This window comes from Methylophilus sp. QUAN (assembly GCF_015354445.1).
In the GTDB taxonomy this organism is placed as follows: Bacteria; Pseudomonadota; Gammaproteobacteria; order Burkholderiales; family Methylophilaceae; genus Methylophilus.
The window spans coordinates 366124-385106 of sequence record NZ_JADKYT010000002.1; the positions used below are offsets into that span (position 1 = coordinate 366124).

Sequence of the window (18983 nt, forward strand, 5' to 3'; positions counted from 1 at the left end):
TGGCATTAATGCAGACTTTTCAAAGGTTGAGCAGAGGGCGTACTGGGTGCCTTTTTATCAACTTCTGCTTCCTGTGGATTATCCCATGTGCCTGTAATCATATACTCACTGGCGCTGATTTTGTTAAGCGGATCCTTGAGTAATTTTTGTGCCACAAACGCAGCCACGCCAACAATCGGGCCGCCTGCCAGAGCTGCCAGGGAGACCGAGTCACTAATATGGGGCACGACTTTGACCTTCAAGCGTTGCGTTTCGGTTTTTAAGTTGGTTTCACCCTTGATGCTGGCTTCGGCCGCCGGACCCGTCATAAACAGGTCGTTGCTGCGCAAAATACCATCTTTAATATTGGCGGTAGAGTTGATTTTGTCAAAAGCAAAGCCTTCGCTAAATAAATCACGGAAATCCAGGGTTAACCGTCGCGGCAGGCTTTGCAAGCTCAGCAAGCCGAGTAGGCGGCCCACGCCTGGCTGCACTTTTAAAATCTGGCCTTTTTCCAGTTGCATGGTGAAATTGCCATCCAGCCGCTCCACTGCAAACTCATGCGGGCTGCCCGGCCAGCCCAGTTGACCACTCATGCTGCCGGTCCCGCCTTTGACCATTTCGCCGCCGGGCTGGAAACGTTGCAGGGTTTTGCCCAGGTTACTGGAGTTGAGGTTGAATTTGAGCATGGTTTGCGGGCTGCGTACCGAGTTACGCCAGGTGCCGTCTGCGGTGAGCTGGCTATCACTGTTGTTGATATTCATGCGCTGTATTACCCAGCTCTCGCCACTGTTGTAGGCTTTTAAATCCAGGCTGCCCAGTTGTTTGTCACCAAACTGGAAGTCCTGCGCTGTAATATCCAGCTCAGGGTAGGTCATATCCAGGCGGCGTACTTCGGCCGGATTCGTATTGTTGTCGGTATCCATGCTGCGCGGAATGCGCAGGTAATTCAGTTTGGCTACCAGTTTGCTGGGTTTGCCTGATAACCAGTCAGCGTCACCCGCAAGTTCCTGGCTTTGAATTGACAGTTTCAGGCGTTCTCTTTCCGGTGCAATATTCAGTTTGATCTGATGCAGGTTGCGGTCAAACACGTGCAGGGTGCCTGCGGTCAGCTCAATCTGATTCAGGGCTAGTGATGAGGCATCGGACGTCTGGCTGCCACTTTCCTGGTTCAGGTAGGTTAACCATTCATCGACATTCAGCTTTTGAAAGTCGGCACGCAAGTTAATGCCATCCCCGCTTGGTAAACGCGGTGGTGTGTTGATGGCAATTTCACCTGCGCTGACTGTGGCCGGGGTGTTCGCATTGCGCAAGAAGTTGGCATGTATCCAGTCGCTATAGTGAATGGCAATTTTGTCTGGCTGGTTGGTTTCCTGGCGGAAACGGATACTCAGGCTGGCGGGTGTTTCAACGCTCTTTTTGGCCGGTTCTGGCAGGTCAATGGCCATGCCAATTAATTGCGAGCGGATGTCCAGCCGGATATTCGGTGCCTGGATCAGTAAATTACTTTTCCAGTCAGTCGTGCCATGCAAGGCGCGGGTAATCGGGTTGTTATCCAGTTTTCTGAGTGCGGCGTCGGTGATGCGGCCGCTGCCCTGGATAATGACGGATTTGTCCGGCCGGGTGCTCAGGCTGACGCTGGCAGGATTATCAAACATCGACAATTGCATGCCTTGGGCTTGCAGGCCTTTTTCGTTGAATTTTAAATGGCCATTGATATTACTCATTTCCGGCATGGCGATTTGCGGGTTAGCGGCAATATGGCCGTTCTTGATGTTGTAATCGCCCTGGAACTGGCTCGCGTCTACATCATTGAGCGGCACTTGCAGGCCCAGTTTGAGTTCAGAATTGCCTGAGGCTTTTAAAAAGTCAGTAAAGCCCATGGTGACTTGCCGCACCGGGCTGGTGTTGATGAATTTCACCCCTTGTTCGACGGTGCCGGTGGCTGCCGCTTTGATATTGAGCATCGGCCAATCGGCATCCAGTTGCGGAATTTCGACCTGTGCTTGCGTAATGTGCTGACCAACAGTGGAACCGTTTTTCACAGCGATATCCATGCGTTTGCCTTCAAATTTGAGGAAGGCGTCGATATTTTGAATCACCGGCCAGTCAGTGCCATACTCCAGGCTGGCGCGATCGACTTGTGCGGTGACGCGGAACAGCCCCAGTGATGGGTCAGACTGATGCGCTGCATTCACATAGGGGAAGTCTTGCACGCGGCCTTTGACAATGACTTCGCCATGCCTGATCTGGCCACTCAGGATAGAGGTGTCCAACCAGTGCAAGGTGCTTTCACCCAGGATCAGCGGATAATAAAAAGGGGCAAACTTGGCATCGCCGCGCTCAATCTGGCTTTGCAGTTGTATGGTGTCGCCGCCTGCGGCGCCCAGTTGATATTCCAGATTGGTGCGCAAGGCCAGGTGGGGATTGCTGAAGTGCAGGTTGCGCGTGCTGATCAAGGTTTTCTGGCCGTTATGACTCCACGCCACTTCGCCTTGTAGCTGGTCTATGGGCAATGCCCAGCGTAGCACCCCGGCCAGCTCAATGGTCGCCTTGCTGGTATCCAGTTCCACGCTGCCTGCATTGGGACGTACTGACAATTGCCCTGACCAGTTATCCAGGCCGGGGATGCTGGCGTAGGCTTGGGTATGCAGCCCATTAAAATTGGCGTCGACTGTGTAATCACGCCACTGATCTTGCTGGTAAAGCCAGCGCGCCTTGATTTGAGAGGCATTGCCTGCGGGGGCCATGTTTTCAAGATAAGTGGCTATTTTTGAATCAGGCGGTAACCATTGTGCAAATAAATGGCCTTGGGTCAGGCCGAATTTTTTAACCGTGAGCGTGCCTTCATGGCCTTGGCTATCCCATTGCAATTCACCATTGGTGTCTTCGAGCACCAAGCCCGGCTGCACGTTGGCAGAAAAGTGCTTGAGGGTGAGCATGAATCGTTGCTCAACACGCTGCCAGCGTAGCTCGCCAGTGACGGTTTTGGCGACAAACGTTTGCGTCTCATTGGCCGGTTTGACGGCTACATCGTTCAGCTGTACTTGCGCTGCCAACCGTTGCAATTGCAAGGCGTCAAATGCCAGTGTGGTGGTCAGGTTGCCTTTACCAGCATTTATTTTTAGTGGCAAGTCTAACCACGGGCTCCAGGCGGCGAGGTCCGTTTCTGGCAAGCGTAGCGAAATTTCGCCATGCCATGCCTCAGGTGCGGCCACATCATCACCAACCACGACTGACTCCAGGGTCATACGCTGCTTGGTCCCGGTGGAAACCAGGCTGTCTATATGGATGCTATGGCGGTGCAGCAGGCGTTGCCAGACCGGGGTCAGTATTTCAATATTCAAATCTTCCAGCAGGAGTGGCGGCGCCTGGCGTTGTTCATCGAGCCAGGTAATGGTGGCGTGAGAAATCTGGATGCGACGTTGCGCCAGCAGCCAGTTGGCAAAAGCCGGATTGCCTTGGCCAGACATGGAAATGCCCGCTAAAAACAGCTCACCGTTGGCGGTACGCCTGATCACCAAATTGGGTGCATCTATGCTGAGGCTGACCAGCGAAGGGGAGAATAATGCCAGGCTACTCCAGGACAGGCGGGTGGTGATCTTGGGCAACTCAAGTGCCGGGCGGTGTTCGGTATCAAACACCGTGACTTTGCCCAGGGTGACTTGTGGTGCCAGGCCGCGCCAGCGAATGGCAATATGGGCAATGGTGACCTGTTGCTTGAGTGACTGGCTGAGCGCTTGTTCAATCTTGCCGCGGTAGTCATCAATGTGGGGAAACACATAAAACTGAATGACACCAACAATGCCTGCCAGCAAGACAAACAAGACAATCAGTAATGAAGCTAGCCAGCGTTTGATTTTTTGCAGAGGCATATGGTGTTGAACAGCAGTGGCAGAAGTAATTGTTTAACTGACTATTTTACTCGAAAACAGTTGCGCAGCCGCAGTAGAAGAGGTGGGAAGTCGCGGAATTATTCAGCCAGAGCCTGAATGATTCGTTTAAAATGCCACTCTTTTGCAATATCGTTTTTAAATGAAAGTGATTGTCAGTGATTCAGTTTAAACAACTGACTTTTTCCAGAGCAGGCAAAACACTGGTCGAAGCGGCCAGTTTCCAGTTGCATCCTGGGCATCGCGTCGGTCTGACCGGGGCCAATGGCGCGGGTAAATCGACCCTGTTTGCTTTGCTGCGCGGTGAGCTCACGGCGGATGTGGGCGAGTTGCTGATGCCGCCACAATGGGTGATTGCGCATGTGGCACAGGAAACGCCTGCGCTGTCGCAATCTGCACTCGAATATACCCTGGATGGCGATGAAGAGTTGCGCACCTTGCAAGCGCACCTGGCGCAAGCGGATGCCGGGGAAGGTAATGCAGGCGAAAGCCATGACCCGTTGCATGTCGCCGAATGGCATCAGCGCCTGGCGGATATTGATGGCTATAGTGCAGAAGCCAGGGCCAGTGCCTTATTGGCCGGCCTGGGATTTTCTCAGTCACAGTTAAGTCGTCCGGTCAGTGATTTTTCCGGGGGCTGGCGTATGCGCCTCAACCTGGCGCGTGCTTTAATGTGCCGCTCGGATTTGTTATTGCTGGATGAGCCGACCAACCACCTGGATATTGAAGCCGTTATCTGGCTTGAGGGCTGGCTGAGTGCCTATCGCGGCACCTTGTTACTGATTTCGCATGACCGCGAGTTTCTTGATAACACTGTTAACCATATTCTACATATAGAGCAGCAACAACTGACTTTGTATCGCGGTGGCTATAGTGATTTTGAGCGCCAACGTGCAGAAAAGCTGACATTGCAGCAAGCCAGCTATCAAAAGCAACAGCAGCAAATGGCGCATTTGCAGAAATATATTGATCGTTTTCGTGCACAGGCGACCAAGGCACGCCAGGCACAAAGCCGCATCAAGGCACTTGAGCGCATGGAGCGTATCAGTGCTGCGCATGTAGATTCCCCGTTCAGTTTCAGTTTTCGTGACCTGGGTTCGGTGCCTGATCCTTTACTGGTGATGAATCAGGCGGGGTTGGGCTATGCAGGTCAAACCCTGGTCAAACTAGGGCATCTGGCGATACGACCTGGTGAGCGCATCGGTTTGCTGGGTAAGAATGGCGCTGGCAAGTCCACCTTGATTAAAGCGCTGGCGCAGTCAGAAACCTTATTGTCGGGCGAGCGGGTAGAAGGTAAAGATTTACGTATCGGCTATTTTGCCCAGCATCAGCTGGAGCAACTGGTTGCCAGCGACTCGCCCTTGCAGCATTTGCAGCGACTGGACGCCAATGCCAGAGAGCAGGAGCTGCTGGACTTTTTGGGCGGATTTGATTTCCGCGGCGAGATGGCCAAAGCGCCTTGCGGCCCGTTCTCAGGCGGTGAAAAATCGCGCCTGGCATTGGCGATGCTGATCTGGCAACGGCCCAACCTGATTCTGCTGGATGAACCGACCAACCACCTGGACATTGAAATGCGGCATGCATTGTCTATGGCATTACAGGCTTATGAAGGTGGCATGGTGATGGTTTCACATGACCGTACGCTGCTTGCCACATGTTGCGAAAAATTTGTACTGGTGGCTGATGGGCAAGCCAGTGTGTTTGATGGTGACCTGGAAGATTACAAAGACTCTTTGCAGAAGGCTGCACAGAGTGAGGTCACTGCGAGTCGGCCTGCGGCCGCCAAGCAGAACAGCTACCATCAGCAAAAAGCGGATCGACAGGCACGCCTGGTGGAGCGCAGACCTTTGCTCAAAACGCTGGCGACATTGGAAACACAGTTGACCAAGCTCACGCAGGAAAAGCAAGACGTAGAAAACCGTCTGGCGGATAGTGCGATTTACGAGGTAGAGCAGCGTGAAACATTGCAGGCGCTGCTGATTTCGCAAAGTGAAAATCAAAAACAACTCGATGTCATCGAAGAGCAGTGGTTAGACGTGCAGGAAAAACTGGAAGCCCTGCCTGAGATTGAATAACACGGATAATATTAATTAAAGGGATCATCATGGAAATGACTTATGAAGAACGTTTGAGGTTTATGTATCAGCTATGCCAGGCGCAGACTAGTGCGGGTATTCAGTCTGAAGCACAAGCTGTAGAAGCCTTTGCCAATGTTGAAATCGAAGACGCTATACATTATCTGGCGAGCTTTTTAACATTTAAAGCGATTCAGTCCGCTGACCGCCATCCGGCAGAAGAGCTGGAAAACGATTTTGATATGCTAGGTGTATATCAATGCTTCGGAGTGATGGTGTATGCCTTCTTATTCATGCCACTCACTCAGGAAGGGCGTCATCCTGACTACGATAGGGCGCAGATTACCATCGGTAAAACCCTGTTTGATGGGCTTGCGCCAGAGATGCTGGCTGAGATTATTGAATCTGGCTTTCATAAGTTCAAACTGATTGCAGAAGCGGAGTCTGAACATTGGCAGGAGTACCGTGAAAACCTGGATAAAGTGACCATTAGCTATATGATTGCAACGACAGATGATGATAGCCCGCATAGTCCGGAAGAGGTGCTGCCACTGTTTGGTCAATTGCTAAGTCAGTTATGTGAGGCATTTACGGCTGATTAGCCGTTTAGCATCATAAAATTTTCAGGTATACTTTAAAATTGTTTAACATTTTTGATACAGTTTGAAAACTTGGGTAAAGTTAGGCCATTTACGCTTGTTAATCAATTTAATTGTTCATAATATTCCAAGGCTAAATATTAGGATAAGCCTTGTGTTATCTTTTAAAAAAGGACATAAATGAGCAAGCTGCTGTTGATTGACGATGATGTTGAATTAGCCAATATGCTGAAGGAGTTCCTGACGCAAGAGGGCTTTGCGGTGACGACTGCGCACGATGGATTGACGGGTGAGCAATATGTGCTTGCCGGTAAGTTTGACCTAGTGATTCTTGATGTCATGATGCCAGGTCAGGATGGTTTGCAGACGTTACGCAATGTCAGACAACATTCCGATATCCCTGTGCTGATGCTGACGGCTAAAGACGACAATGAAGGCCGCATTGAAGGTTTGGAAGGCGGCGCGGATGACTACGTGCAGAAACCCTGTCTGCCAAGAGAGTTGGTTGCCAGAATTCGTGCCATTTTGCGCCGTCATACCAGTGACACGCCTAAAGGCAACGATATTGTGGTTGGCCAGTTGGTGGTGTCCAGCGAGCGCAGAAAAGTATTCTGGGCTGACAAGCCGATTGTGTTTACCAGTACGGAATTCAGCCTGATTGAAATTCTGGCCAAGCACGCCGGTACGATTGTGAGCAAAGAAGATTTGTCCATCAAGGCGCTGGGTCGTCCGTTGGTCAAATATGACCGTAGTATTGACGTGCATTTAAGTAGTATCCGTCAAAAAATATCAGAAGTGTCTGGCGGTGTGAATGTGATACAAACCATTTACCGCGTCGGATACCAACTTGTTAGAGAGTAAGTGAATTAAACGCGAGGGTTATGGGGCGCCTGTTCTGGAAGTTATTCTTAGCATTCTTTTTGGCGCTCATCTCCACCGATCTCATCGTTGGTAATATTGTTGAGTGGCAGACCCATCAACAATCTCCCATGCATCATACAGTCTCGCAGGCTTGCACCTCAGCAAGCGACTGTGAGACCAAGCCAAATGCCTTAAAGCCTGAGTCTCAGTCAGTGAAGGCCGATCAACCGTCGGCTGAGAGGCAATACTTTAGCCTGCCTTTATATGTACTGATCTACAGCCTCGTCTCCAGCAGCATTTTTGCCGGAGTCCTGGCCTGGTCAATTTCGCATCCCATCAAGTTATTGCTTGATCATCTGAAGAGTGCCGCAGAAGGGGATTTGCTGGTCAGGGTGAGCCCCAAAATCACCGCCAGTCACGATGAATTTTCTGAGTTGGGTGAAGCATTTGACTTGATGGCATTGCGCCTTAACAACATGATTAAAAGCCAATCCAAAATGTTGCATCATGTTTCTCACGAGTTACGTTCGCCATTAGCCAGGATACAGATGTCGGTGGGCCTGGTGATGCAGAATCCCAAGAAAATGCAAAGCTCTTTACAGCGTGTTGAGCTGGAAGCGGTACGCATGGAAAGAATGATTTCAGAGTTGCTGGAAATCTTTCGATTTGAATCGGGCATGCAAAAGCTGCAAAAGACCGAGGTCGATTTAAAAGAACTGCTGACCGGGATTGTGGGTGATGTGCTATTCGAGAAACATGAGGCCAAGCTGCATCTGGATATGCCGGAGGATGCTGTAGTCGTGGACGGCCAGTTGGAGTTGTTGCAACGGGCAATCGACAATGTGATCCGCAATGCCGTGAAATATGGCCCAGAGAGTGGCGTGGTAACGATTGAGTTGCAACACAGTGCACGTACCAGTGAAGTGATCCTGGAAGTGGAGGATCAAGGCCAGGGCGTCGAGCCGCAAGAGCTTGAGCAAATCTTCAGGCCGTTTGTACGCGGACGTCGCGCATCACAGGTGGACGGCCATGGCATCGGCTTGGCCATGACCAAGCATATCGTTGAAGCGCATGGTGGTTTCGTCAAAGCGACCAATCTCAGTCCGCATGGTTTTATGATCCGTATCCATTTGCCCGAAAAGCATGAGGCTCCTACCGATCAAGAGTCTAAAAATTGGATGTAACAATGCTAAAATAGCGGGTTTACGAATAACGCAGACGATAGCCGGATACTTTATGACAGCACAACATTCCAACCCAGACAGCACGACAGAGTCAGTCGTTGATGAGAATCACGTGATTGCAGAGCGTCGCGAAAAGTTGCGCCTGCTGCGCGAACAGGCGCAATCTGCACAAGTCGCGACGTTTCCTAACGACTTCAAGCCTGAGCATAAGGCAGCTGTTTTACAGGAGACTTATGCTGCCACAGAGAAAGACGTGCTGGATCCGCAAGAGATTGTGGTTGTGGTGGCCGGTCGCATGATGCTCAAGCGCGTCATGGGCAAAGCCAGTTTTGCGACGATTCAAGACAGCACGGCGCGTATTCAACTGTATGTTGCACGTGATGAAATCGGCGAAGAACTCTACGAGAGCTTTAAACACTGGGACATGGGTGACATTCTGGGGGCGCGCGGACGTTTGTTTAAAACCCGCACCGGTGAGCTGTCGGTGCATGTGACCGAACTGCGTTTGCTGACCAAGTCGCTGCGCCCATTGCCAGAAAAATTCCATGGTCTGCAAGATCAGGAAATCAAATACCGTCAGCGTTATGTTGACCTGATCACCTCTGAAGAAACCCGCGCAACCTTTAAAGCGCGCTCAAAAGTCGTGGCGGCGATTCGCCAGTTTATGAATGACAACGAGTTTCTTGAAGTGGAAACGCCCATGTTGCACCCGATTCCTGGTGGTGCGTCAGCCAAGCCATTTGTCACGCATCATAATGCGCTCGATATGCAGATGTTTATGCGTATTGCGCCAGAGCTCTACCTGAAGCGCCTGATTGTGGGCGGTTTTGAGCGCGTGTTTGAAATCAACCGTAACTTCCGTAATGAAGGCCTCAGCGTGCGTCATAACCCTGAGTTCACCATGATGGAGTTCTACGCGGCTTATACTGACTACCAATGGTTGATGGATTTTACCGAGCAATGTATCCGTGCGGCAGCGATTGCGGCCAACGGTACGGCAGTATTGAGCTATGCTGGCAAAGAAGTCGATTTAAGCAAGCCGTTCGAGCGTTTGACCATTGTCGGTGCCATTCAAAAATATGCGCCACAATATACGCTGGCGCAACTCGATGACGCTGATTTCATCCGTCAGGAGTTATTAAAATTTGGTGTGAAGCCGTTTGACCATGCTGGTTTGGGTTCACTACAGTTGTCCCTGTTTGAAGAAACTGCGGAAAGCCAGCTGTGGCAGCCAACCTATATTATTGATTACCCGGTGGAAGTGTCGCCTTTGGCGCGTGCTTCAGACAAGCACCCTGAAATCACTGAACGTTTTGAGCTGTTTATTACCGGCCGCGAAATGGCCAATGGCTTTAGCGAGCTGAACGATGCAGAAGACCAGGCCGCGCGCTTCCATGCCCAAATGAAAGCCAAAGAGGCGGGTGACCAGGAAGCCATGTATTACGATGCGGACTTTATCCGTGCCCTGGAATATGGCATGCCGCCGACCGGTGGTTGTGGCATTGGTATTGACCGCCTGGTGATGCTGATTACGGATAGCCCAAGCATTCGCGATGTGATTCTGTTCCCGCATATGCGCGCGGAAAGCTAAACCAATCAAAATAACATGGAGCCACCCGATAAGGGTGGCTTTTTTGTTACTAATAGTCTGCCTGTAAGAAATATGTAAGGTTTGTCATCAAACTGTCATATTGAAAATTCAAAATACGTCCCGGATACACACATGTAATCTTATAACAGGGGATAATAATGAATTTGAAGTTTCGTCGTTTGTTGATGGCAACCTTGGCCGGTGGCTTGTTAACAGGTTTGACGTCTGTCTCATATGCTGATTCAACTACTGACCTGGTGCAGGCATTGATTAGCAAAGGTGTTTTGACTGAAGAAGAAGGCGCTTTGCTGATGAAGGGCCGTACTAATGAAGTTGAAGTGCAGAAAAAGAAAGAAAGCAAAAGCTGGACTAGCCGCGTGAATATGCGTGGTTATGTGCAAAATCGTGTCACGGCAATGATTGGTAATGACGGTGATAATCCTGCGCATCCTGTCGATTTATGGTCCGACCGTTCCGTAGGGACTGATGACTCCATCAACCCCGACAAGAACTTTTTGATTCGTCGTGCACGTATCATTATTTTTGGTGATTTTGGTGACCATCTGAGCTACTACATCCAGCCTGACTTTGCATCATCTGCTAGTGGTACAAACAACATTGCACAGCTTCGTGACGCTTACGGTGATATCAACATTGATAAGGCTAAAGTTCACCGCGTACGTGTGGGTCAATCTAAAGTGCCTTATGGTTTCGAAAACCTGCAATCGTCTTCTAACCGCTTGGCGATGGATCGTGTAGATGCGATGAACAGTGCTGTGCGTGATGAGCGTGATACAGGTGCGTTTTACTACTACACGCCAGAAAATGTTCAGGCATTGTTTAAAGAAATCAACGATAAAGGCCTGAAACATTCTGGCAACTACGGTATGGTTGGTGTTGGTTTATATAATGGTCAGGGCGCTAACCGTAGTGACGTTAACGATAACTACCATGTGGTAGCACGTGCTACTTACCCTTGGAAAACTGAATCCGGCCAGATCTATGAGGCTGGTATTCAAGCCTATTCCGGAGATTACCAACCGTCGGCTGGCGCTTACAGAAGAACAGCTAGCGCCAGTGCTACTACACCAGGTGTGTTTAAAGATGGAGTGACGACCACTAAAGGTATCAAAGATGAACGTGTAGGCGTTAGCTTTATCATGTATCCTCAGCCATTCGGTTTGCAAGCGGAATGGAACTGGGGTACTACACCTGGTTTGGACACTGCACAGAATAGAATTGAGGAAAAACATCTACAAGGTGGCTATGTACAAGCGATGTACAAGATCGATAATTTCCAATTCCTGGAAACGAATGGCACTTTGATTCCATTTGTCAAATGGCAATACTTTGATGGTTATAACAAAGCTGAAACCAATGCCCCTGAGAACCACGTAAACGATTGGGAGTTGGGTGTGGAGTGGCAACTTGCACCAGAGGTTGAGATTATGGCTGAATATCATCACATGAAGCGTAATAACCTGGTAACTGGTAACCTTGCGCGTGCAGTGGATTATCAAAGCTTTACCGCAGATGCTTTGCGCGTACAAGTCCAGTACAACTTCTAATAACAAGCGTATCAACACTTAAATTGAAATCCCGCAGTATTGCGGGATTTTTTTTATCTCTTATATAGTTAAAAGTAATATAAAAATAACAAATAATTATTTTTTTAAATATTAATAGTCTGAAATAATGCCGTTCATTCAATGCAGTGAGGGGCATCATGTCTACAGTATTAAACAAACCGGAAACAAAACCTGACGAGGCCGTACTTGCCATCGTGGCGGCAGCCATTTCGGCTGTGCAGCAGGATACCGGCTATGGTTCGATTGAAATTACGGTGCATGATGGGCGGGTGACACAAATTGAGCGGCGCGAGAAAGTCCGCTTTGATCATCAGATAAAACCGAAGAAGTAGTTGATAAAATTTTACTGAGCACTGACCAGGCTGCTGGAAGTCATTAATTCACGGGAGATAATACATGCAGTTAAAGAAATTAAGTCTTGCACTGGCAACCGCAGGTGTGTGGTGGCTAGGTAATGGCGTGGCCTCAGCAGCAGAAGAGGTACAGCTGGCAGAGACACAAATAGAGGATGCTGAGCAACAAAAGAAAGTAAAAGCACGCCTGGAAGAAATCAAGGCTGAAGAAAAAGCGGCTGCCAAAGCAGCAAGTGGCTATTACGTTGAGCGCCGTAGTTATGGCACACAAAAAGAAACCGAGCCGCCAAAGTATGTGAAACAGGCTAATAAAACCTGGCTGAAAGACTACGATACATTTGCTGATGTTGATTGGTTGGACATCGGCTTTGAGCATCGCGCTCGTTTTGAAAGCCGTCAAAACGATTTTCGTCGTGCCCGTGAAAATATTGATGAACCACTCTTACTGCGTACACGCGCTTTTGTGGGCTTGAAGAATATCTTGGACCCATTCCGTTTTGCGGTCGAGGTGCAGGATTCTCGCCGTAATCATAGCGATTACAACAGCAGTACAGATCGTCGCTTATCTAGCGACCCCAGAGACATCAATCATGCAGACTTTCTACAAGCCTATCTGGAGTTGTATTTCAAAGAGAGCATTTTCGGTAAAGATGACCTGGGTAATAACCGCCCATTCTGGGTACGCGGTGGCCGTTTGGCCTGGGAAGATCTGGATCGTCGTTTGATTGCCCGTAACGAATGGCGTAACACAACTAATACATTCCAGGGTATTCGTGCCAACATTGGTGAAAAGAAAAATGACTGGCAATTGGAAGCGTTTGCTGTGCAACCGGTACAACGTTTTGCATCAGAGCTGGATCAAGTTGATCATGCCCAAAAATTTTACGGATTGGTGGGTGATTGGCGCCGTTGGTCTGAATACGTGACGATTCAGCCATATTATTTCTACCTGAAGCAAGATGGCGATAAGGTTAAGTATGATGGTAATGGGTCTGCGTATAGTGATCGTAGTGTTTCTCCTAGTCCTCTTGCTTACACCGCAATACAGGAAGCAAGAGCTCAAGTCGATCGTGAAATTAACACTGCAGGTATTCGCGTGTTTGGTGTGATTCCTGGCACACAGTGGGATTACGATGCTGCTTACAATAAACAATGGGGGCATGTGCAGCGTTTCATTGGAACAACTGTGGCTGCGGGTCGTTATATCAACGTAGACCATGATGCCTATGCCTATAACGCTGAGGTTGGTTACACCTTCAATAAACATGCATGGAAGCCACGCTTCAGCGCTTCTTACGGCGTAGCCAGCGGTGACCATGTGTCAGGAGGTAATACCAACACAGATACTTCTGATAACCAAGGTTTCGACCGCTTGTTTGGCTTTGCGCGTCCTTGGTCTAACAACGACTACGTGCAGATGAATAACATTCGTGCCGCCAAAGTACGTGTGGAATTCGACCCTAAAGTCCCATTCCTGGATAACGTAAAAGTCGATACTGGCTTTAGCTGGTACCGCCTGGATGATGCTACAGATCGCTGGGCTGCTGGCAATAACTTGCAAGATGCCACCGGGAGATCTGGCTCAGATCTGGGTAAAGAATACGACTTGCGTGTACGTTTCCCGCTGAACCAATATGCGTCACTCAATTTGGGTTATGCACACTTCTGGGCGGGTGATTTTGTTCAAGATGCTGTAAGCGCTTCAGCTAACAACCGTACCGCTTTTGACCAGAACCGTTCTGATAGCTCAGACTTTTTCTACACTGAACTCACTTTGTTAGGTTTTTAATCGGGGAACAGCATGAAATTTAATACGACCTTACTTAAGGTGATTGCCGCAGTCGCCTTTGTATTACCAGTGGCTGCATCAGCTGCCGATGTGAACCTGCTCAACGTGTCTTATGATCCAACGCGTGAGCTGTATCAAGACTATAACGATGCATTTGCCAAGTACTGGAAAGCCAAAACTGGTGACAATGTGGTGATCAAGCAATCACACGGTGGTTCCGGCAAGCAGGCGCGTTCAGTAATCGATGGCTTGCAGGCCGATGTGGTGACACTGGCCTTGTCTTATGACATTGACGAAGTCGGCAGTAAAGGGCGCTTGTTCGGGCCAGACTGGCAAAAACGTCTGCCGCATAACAGCTCACCTTATACCTCTACTATTGTGTTCTTGGTGCGTAAAGGCAACCCGAAAAACATCAAGGACTGGAATGATCTGGTGAAACCAGGGACTTCGGTGATTACGCCTAACCCGAAAACCTCGGGTGGTGCACGCTGGAACTACCTGGCTGCTTATGCTTATGCGCTTAAGCAGAACAATAATGATGATGCCAAAGCCAAGGACTTCTTGAAAAAGCTGTTTAAAAACGTGCCGGTGCTGGATAGCGGTGCGCGTGGCTCAACCACCACATTTGTCGAACGCGGCATTGGTGATGTGTTGCTGGCATGGGAGAACGAGGCTTTCCTGGCGCAGAAAGAGTTGGGCCCGGACAAGTTTGATATCGTGGTGCCATCCTTGTCAATTTTGGCTGAGCCGCCAGTGACGGTGGTTGATAAAAATGCCAAGCGACATGGTACTGAAGCGGTTGCAAAAGCTTACCTGGAGTATTTGTATAGCGAAGAAGGCCAGGAAATTGCGGCGAAGAATTACTACCGCCCAACCTTGGAATCTGTCGCCAAGAAATACGAAAAACAGTTTCCAAAGGTCAATTTGATCAAGATTGATGAAACGTTTGGCGGCTGGCAAAAAGCACAGAAAACACATTTTGCCGATGGGGGCGTGTTTGACGAGATTTACCAAAAATAAGATTTGATCAACAGAAAAAGGCATTTACCCAATGCCTTTTTCTTTCTCTACAAAAGGAGAGTGTTTCATGTCAAAAGCATTAGTGATTGGTGGTGACCGTATTGAAGGCATCAAGCAGGTACTGCAAGCGCAGGGGATCGATAAAATTGATCACTGGACAGGCAGAAAGCCCGGAGATGTGAAGCGCGAGCTACCGGCAAACGTCAATGTGATTGTGTTGGTCACCGGCTGGCTCAATCATTCCATGATGTACCGTATCAAGCATGTGGCGCACAAACGCGGCCTCAAGGTCGTGTATACACGCAATAGTGCCGATGGTATGCAGCGCGTACTCGAAGCGGCCTGATCACGCGTTGCACGGTTACGCAGTCTTAAATATTAATTTTTTTTAAATTAGGTCTAAATTTATCCGTTTGTTTGGCCGATAACCCTAATGAGATTTCAGGTTTAATGACCTGACTCAAGAATTTTTCTGTGTCGACGGCTCAGAATAATGCGGTGATAGCGGTTAAAGGGTAAATAATGAGTCAAACCGGGATTGGCGAACTGGCAGCGCCACTCAGCGAAAATATAACGCAGCGGCAGTTTATGCGTCATCGTCTTGTGCGTAAAGTACAGGACCATACTCATTTTTTGGCGATGGCAAGCATGGTATGCGGTTTGCTGGGCTTTCCACATTACCTGTTAGACGTAGATAACAATGTCTGGCTGGCACAACTACTCACTTATCTCACATTTATTCTGGTGAGCTACAATTTGCTGCTCGAAAACGGCCGCACCAATCTGGCCATGCTCACTATGTCGCTGGTCACCATTAGTTTGTTTATGGTGCAACTTTCCCCTTATGCCGCCGATTTTAACGATACTGCACATCTGCTGCGCATTGCGAATGACCTGCAGGTGCAACAAGACTCAAGGCTGGTGGAATATGCCTCAGGCGCTTTGCTGGCTTGCCTGATTGCCATTTCCTATCTATTCCAGCGTTCTGGCTGGCTGGCTACCAGTCAGGCAATTTTGTGTGTTGCGGTGATGATTCCCTTGATCCCGCTGCTGGGTTTTTTGTGCGGCATTGCCCATCCTTACGGCCTGATGCCACCATTAGCGACCCTGAGTGGTTTGTTATGTGCCTTTGGTTTATTGGCCAGGCACGCGTCGCATCCGCCCATGAGTTATTTATTGTTGATGGACGATAACGGTAAGCAGATACGCTTCAGCATTGTGTTCTTAAGCTTTTTTGCCATCATGTTGGCCAGGGCTGGCGTCGAGTTTGAAGACAATATGCGTGCATTACCGGCGTTAGTGGTGGTGGCGATTCTGGCCATTGTCTATACCATGACGGTGACTTATTACCGCAAAGGGCAAAGCACCGACCTAGTGCTCCCGGCCACGGATATGGACTTTGCCAGCCAATTGGAAGCAGCGTTGGATAGTCAGCAGTTTTTTATGGTGTATCAACCGCAAGTCGATTTCAATACAGGTAAGTTAAAAGGCGTTGAGGCGCTGGTGCGCTGGCGGCATCCCGAAAAAGGCGTGATCTCACCTGAAAAATTTATTCGCGTGGCAGAACTCACTGGCCTGATTGTGCCTTTAGGCAAATGGGTGATGCGAACCGCTTGCACGCAGGCAGCGCAGTGGAACCATCACCCGGTATTGGGACAGATGGAAGTGGCTGTGAATGTGTCTGCTTTGCAGCTCAAGTCCGGCACGCTGGTAGAGGATATTTTACGCATCCTGGCTGAAACTGGCTTACCGCCACAGCGGCTGGTGGTGGAGCTGACTGAAAGCTCTTTTGTACAAGATGATGGTGAAAATGCCCGCATCATGCATCGCTTGAAACAGGCAGGCATCAAACTGGCAATTGATGATTTTGGCACCGGGTATTCGTGCTTGTCTTACCTACGCGATATTCCTGGTGACTACTTAAAAGTCGACCGTTCATTTGTCATGGAGTTGCCAGGCCATAACAAGGCCGAGGCAGTGATTCAGGCCATTGTCAGCCTGGGCAAGAGCCTGGATTACCGCATTATTGCCGAAGGCATCGAAAACGAAGCCCAGGCCAGCTTTCTCAAAGGCATAGGTTGCGATATCGCGCAAGGTTTCCTGTTTTCACGGCCGCTGGAAGCACCGGCTTTAGAGCATTGGGTGGCTAACGACCTTGCTGTCAGTACAGAATCTGTCAATCCATCATCATTGGTGGCGAACATTAGTCGCTGAAGCGCTATATCTTTGGTTGCTTATCTATAATTTCATGCCATTTCATAGCAAATCATCCATGAGTATCAATTTAATTTGATTTAAAGGATGATAAAACCCTGTTTTATTTTATGTTGGTCTCAATGTAATTGCGCCTATAGTAAAACAAAACTGCCTGCCAGCGCGGGCAATAATAATAGATAGCGACAGGGGGCAACATGTCAGTATCCAGCATTGACTGGTCAGCTGTAACTGTTCAGGAATGTACAACGCAACGTCAGTACATGCGGCATCGATTTCTTAGAACGGTACAGAAGTATTCTCCTTGGCTGGCGCTCGCCAGCATTGTGAGTGTGCTGCTAGGGTTCCCATTGAGTGACCTGCACCACACGTTTGAATTAAGTGTGCTGCAGAGTGTGAGCTACCTTATTTTTGTGGTGGTGAGTTTGCGAGTTATCTATGACACCAGGCGTGAACATCCCATGATCGGGTGGCTCATCGGCAGCGTCTTGCTCGGTTATGTGCTGCAAGCCTATTGGTTGTTAAGCAGCCACGCCTCTTTTAGCCATATCGCCTCCATCAACAGCTTTTCACAAGTGGTCAGCCATGGCCAGATTGCGACCGATTTCGGTATGTCTTTGCTGGTGATCGCCGGCTTCTTGTTGTGTCACTATCAATGTAACCGGGCTAGCCAGGCCGTGCTTAGTGTCGCGTTGTTGCTGCCGGTGACTGGCTTGCTGGCGCGTGCTTATGGTATTCCGGATGCCTATGGGCAGCTTTCCATGTTGTCTTGCCTGGGCGGCTTGCTGTGTGCCTCGGCCTTGTTGGCCAAGCAGGTCTCTCAAACCTCAATGAGTTATCTGCTGTTGATGGACGATACTGGCAAGCACCTGCGCTGGATCGTCAGCTTGCTGTTTTTGTGTGCCATCGTGTTGGGCGGCGTGGGTGTGTATTTTAAACACGACTACCGTTTGACGCCTTTGATTATCACGCTGGCATTGATCTCAGTCGTCTGCATCATGACGTTTACTTATTACCGTAAAGGCGTCATGCATGAGCAGGTGTTACCGCCTGAAGACCTGGCCTTTGCCAGCGAGCTGGAGGCGGCGATTGCGCATCAGGAATTTTACCTGGTCTACCAGCCGCAACTGGACTTTATGACGGGTGAACTCGTTGGTGTCGAAGCATTAATCCGCTGGCAACATCCGCAACAAGGCGTGGTGTCGCCTGCCAAGTTTATTGGCGTGGCCGAGTTGACCGGCCTGATTGTGCCCATGGGCGCCTGGGTGTTAAAAGCGGCCTGCCAGCAGGTGGCTGCCTGGCAAGAAGGGGCATTGAGCAAGGCCAAAGTGTCGGTGAACGTTTCGCCCATGCAGTTACGCTCACCAGGCTTTACCGATTATGTGCTGCAAGTGTTACGTGAAACCGGCTTGTCTGCTGACCGCCTGGTGATAGAACTGACCGAGAGCGCCTTGATTCACTCTGATTGTAAAGGCACTGATAGCTTGCAGGCGCTCAAACAATTGGGCGTCAAGCTGGCCATCGATGATTTTGGCACTGGTTACTCATGCCTGGCCTATTTGCGCGACATTCCTGGTGATTATTTAAAAGTAGACCGGTCTTTTGTCAATGACGTGCCTGGCAAAGAGCGCTCTGAGGCGGTGACCAGCGCCATTGTAGTGCTCGGCAAAAACCTTCATTACCAGATTGTGGCCGAAGGGGTTGAAACACAAGCCCAGGCCGACTACCTGAAGAGCTTAGGTTGTGATTTGGTGCAAGGTTATTTATACGCCAAGCCCATGGAAGAGCAAGCCTTGCAACAATGGGTGAGCGCAAGGCTTGCGTGAGTGCTGCTAT

General features: G+C 49.5%; 13 protein-coding genes. 12 read left to right on the forward strand and 1 reads right to left on the reverse strand.

The genetic code is table 11. The annotated features are described in order from the left end of the window. Positions 1–5 precede the first annotated feature (5 nt). Positions 6–3854 carry a YhdP family protein gene (locus INP79_RS10310; protein WP_194754193.1) on the reverse strand — a complete coding sequence of 1283 codons (3849 nt, stop codon included), beginning with the start codon at positions 3852–3854 and terminating at the stop codon, positions 6–8. A 176-nt stretch (positions 3855–4030) separates the two neighbouring features. Here INP79_RS10310 and INP79_RS10315 point away from each other — a divergent pair, with 176 nt between their 5' ends. The 12 genes from INP79_RS10315 to INP79_RS10370 all read left to right on the forward strand — a co-directional run bounded on the left by INP79_RS10315 (position 4031) and on the right by INP79_RS10370 (position 18973). Next, entirely contained in the window at positions 4031–5947 is a 1917-nt protein-coding gene (locus INP79_RS10315; protein ID WP_194754551.1) for an ATP-binding cassette domain-containing protein, read from the forward strand. A gap of 29 nt (positions 5948–5976) precedes the next feature. Further along, positions 5977–6549: a hypothetical protein gene (locus INP79_RS10320; protein ID WP_194754194.1), complete on the forward strand. Its 573-nt coding sequence runs from the start codon at positions 5977–5979 to the stop codon at positions 6547–6549. A 177-nt stretch (positions 6550–6726) separates the two neighbouring features. Then, entirely contained in the window at positions 6727–7407 is a 681-nt protein-coding gene (locus INP79_RS10325; protein WP_194754195.1) for a response regulator transcription factor, read from the forward strand. A gap of 20 nt (positions 7408–7427) precedes the next feature. After that, positions 7428–8591 (forward strand): ATP-binding protein, encoded by a 1164-nt coding sequence (locus INP79_RS10330; RefSeq protein WP_194754196.1) that lies wholly within the window; start codon positions 7428–7430, stop codon positions 8589–8591. Positions 8592–8643: 52 nt separating this feature from the next. Beyond that, complete coding sequence (gene lysS / locus INP79_RS10335) at positions 8644–10182, forward strand: lysine--tRNA ligase (RefSeq protein WP_194754197.1); 1539 nt, start codon at positions 8644–8646, stop codon at positions 10180–10182. Between the two features lie 158 nt (positions 10183–10340). Then, on the forward strand, positions 10341–11750 hold the full coding sequence (locus INP79_RS10340) for a porin (RefSeq protein ID WP_194754198.1): 1410 nt from the start codon (positions 10341–10343) through the stop codon (positions 11748–11750). A gap of 158 nt (positions 11751–11908) precedes the next feature. After that, positions 11909–12103, forward strand: a complete 195-nt coding sequence (locus tag INP79_RS10345; RefSeq protein WP_194754199.1) for a YezD family protein — start codon at positions 11909–11911, stop codon at positions 12101–12103. Positions 12104–12167: 64 nt separating this feature from the next. Then, positions 12168–13913: an alginate export family protein gene (locus tag INP79_RS10350; RefSeq protein ID WP_194754200.1), complete on the forward strand. Its 1746-nt coding sequence runs from the start codon at positions 12168–12170 to the stop codon at positions 13911–13913. A gap of 12 nt (positions 13914–13925) precedes the next feature. Continuing rightward, positions 13926–14933, forward strand: coding sequence for a sulfate ABC transporter substrate-binding protein (locus INP79_RS10355; protein WP_228519861.1), 1008 nt, complete (start codon positions 13926–13928; stop codon positions 14931–14933). Between the two features lie 67 nt (positions 14934–15000). Further along, positions 15001–15279: a DUF2325 domain-containing protein gene (locus INP79_RS10360; RefSeq protein WP_019882674.1), complete on the forward strand. Its 279-nt coding sequence runs from the start codon at positions 15001–15003 to the stop codon at positions 15277–15279. 176 nt (positions 15280–15455) lie between these two features. After that, on the forward strand, positions 15456–17147 hold the full coding sequence (locus INP79_RS10365; protein ID WP_194754201.1) for an EAL domain-containing protein: 1692 nt from the start codon (positions 15456–15458) through the stop codon (positions 17145–17147). Between the two features lie 197 nt (positions 17148–17344). After that, complete coding sequence (locus INP79_RS10370; RefSeq protein WP_228519863.1) at positions 17345–18973, forward strand: bifunctional diguanylate cyclase/phosphodiesterase; 1629 nt, start codon at positions 17345–17347, stop codon at positions 18971–18973. The last annotated feature ends 10 nt before the right edge of the window (positions 18974–18983 follow it).

Bases quoted from the DNA above. Each gene is read 5' to 3' on its own strand.
- INP79_RS10365 (WP_194754201.1), top strand. From the start codon at position 15,456: ATGAGTCAAACCGGGATTGGCGAACTGGCAGCGCCACTCAGCGAAAAT.
- INP79_RS10340 (WP_194754198.1), top strand. From the start codon at position 10,341: ATGAATTTGAAGTTTCGTCGTTTGTTGATGGCAACCTTGGCCGGTGGC.
- INP79_RS10325 (WP_194754195.1), top strand. From the start codon at position 6,727: ATGAGCAAGCTGCTGTTGATTGACGATGATGTTGAATTAGCCAATATG.
- INP79_RS10355 (WP_228519861.1), top strand. From the start codon at position 13,926: ATGAAATTTAATACGACCTTACTTAAGGTGATTGCCGCAGTCGCCTTT.
- INP79_RS10330 (WP_194754196.1), top strand. From the start codon at position 7,428: ATGGGGCGCCTGTTCTGGAAGTTATTCTTAGCATTCTTTTTGGCGCTC.
- INP79_RS10350 (WP_194754200.1), top strand. From the start codon at position 12,168: ATGCAGTTAAAGAAATTAAGTCTTGCACTGGCAACCGCAGGTGTGTGG.
- INP79_RS10360 (WP_019882674.1), top strand. From the start codon at position 15,001: ATGTCAAAAGCATTAGTGATTGGTGGTGACCGTATTGAAGGCATCAAG.
- INP79_RS10310 (WP_194754193.1), bottom strand. From the start codon at position 3,854: ATGCCTCTGCAAAAAATCAAACGCTGGCTAGCTTCATTACTGATTGTC.
- lysS (WP_194754197.1), top strand. From the start codon at position 8,644: ATGACAGCACAACATTCCAACCCAGACAGCACGACAGAGTCAGTCGTT.
- INP79_RS10345 (WP_194754199.1), top strand. From the start codon at position 11,909: ATGTCTACAGTATTAAACAAACCGGAAACAAAACCTGACGAGGCCGTA.
- INP79_RS10320 (WP_194754194.1), top strand. From the start codon at position 5,977: ATGGAAATGACTTATGAAGAACGTTTGAGGTTTATGTATCAGCTATGC.
- INP79_RS10370 (WP_228519863.1), top strand. From the start codon at position 17,345: ATGTCAGTATCCAGCATTGACTGGTCAGCTGTAACTGTTCAGGAATGT.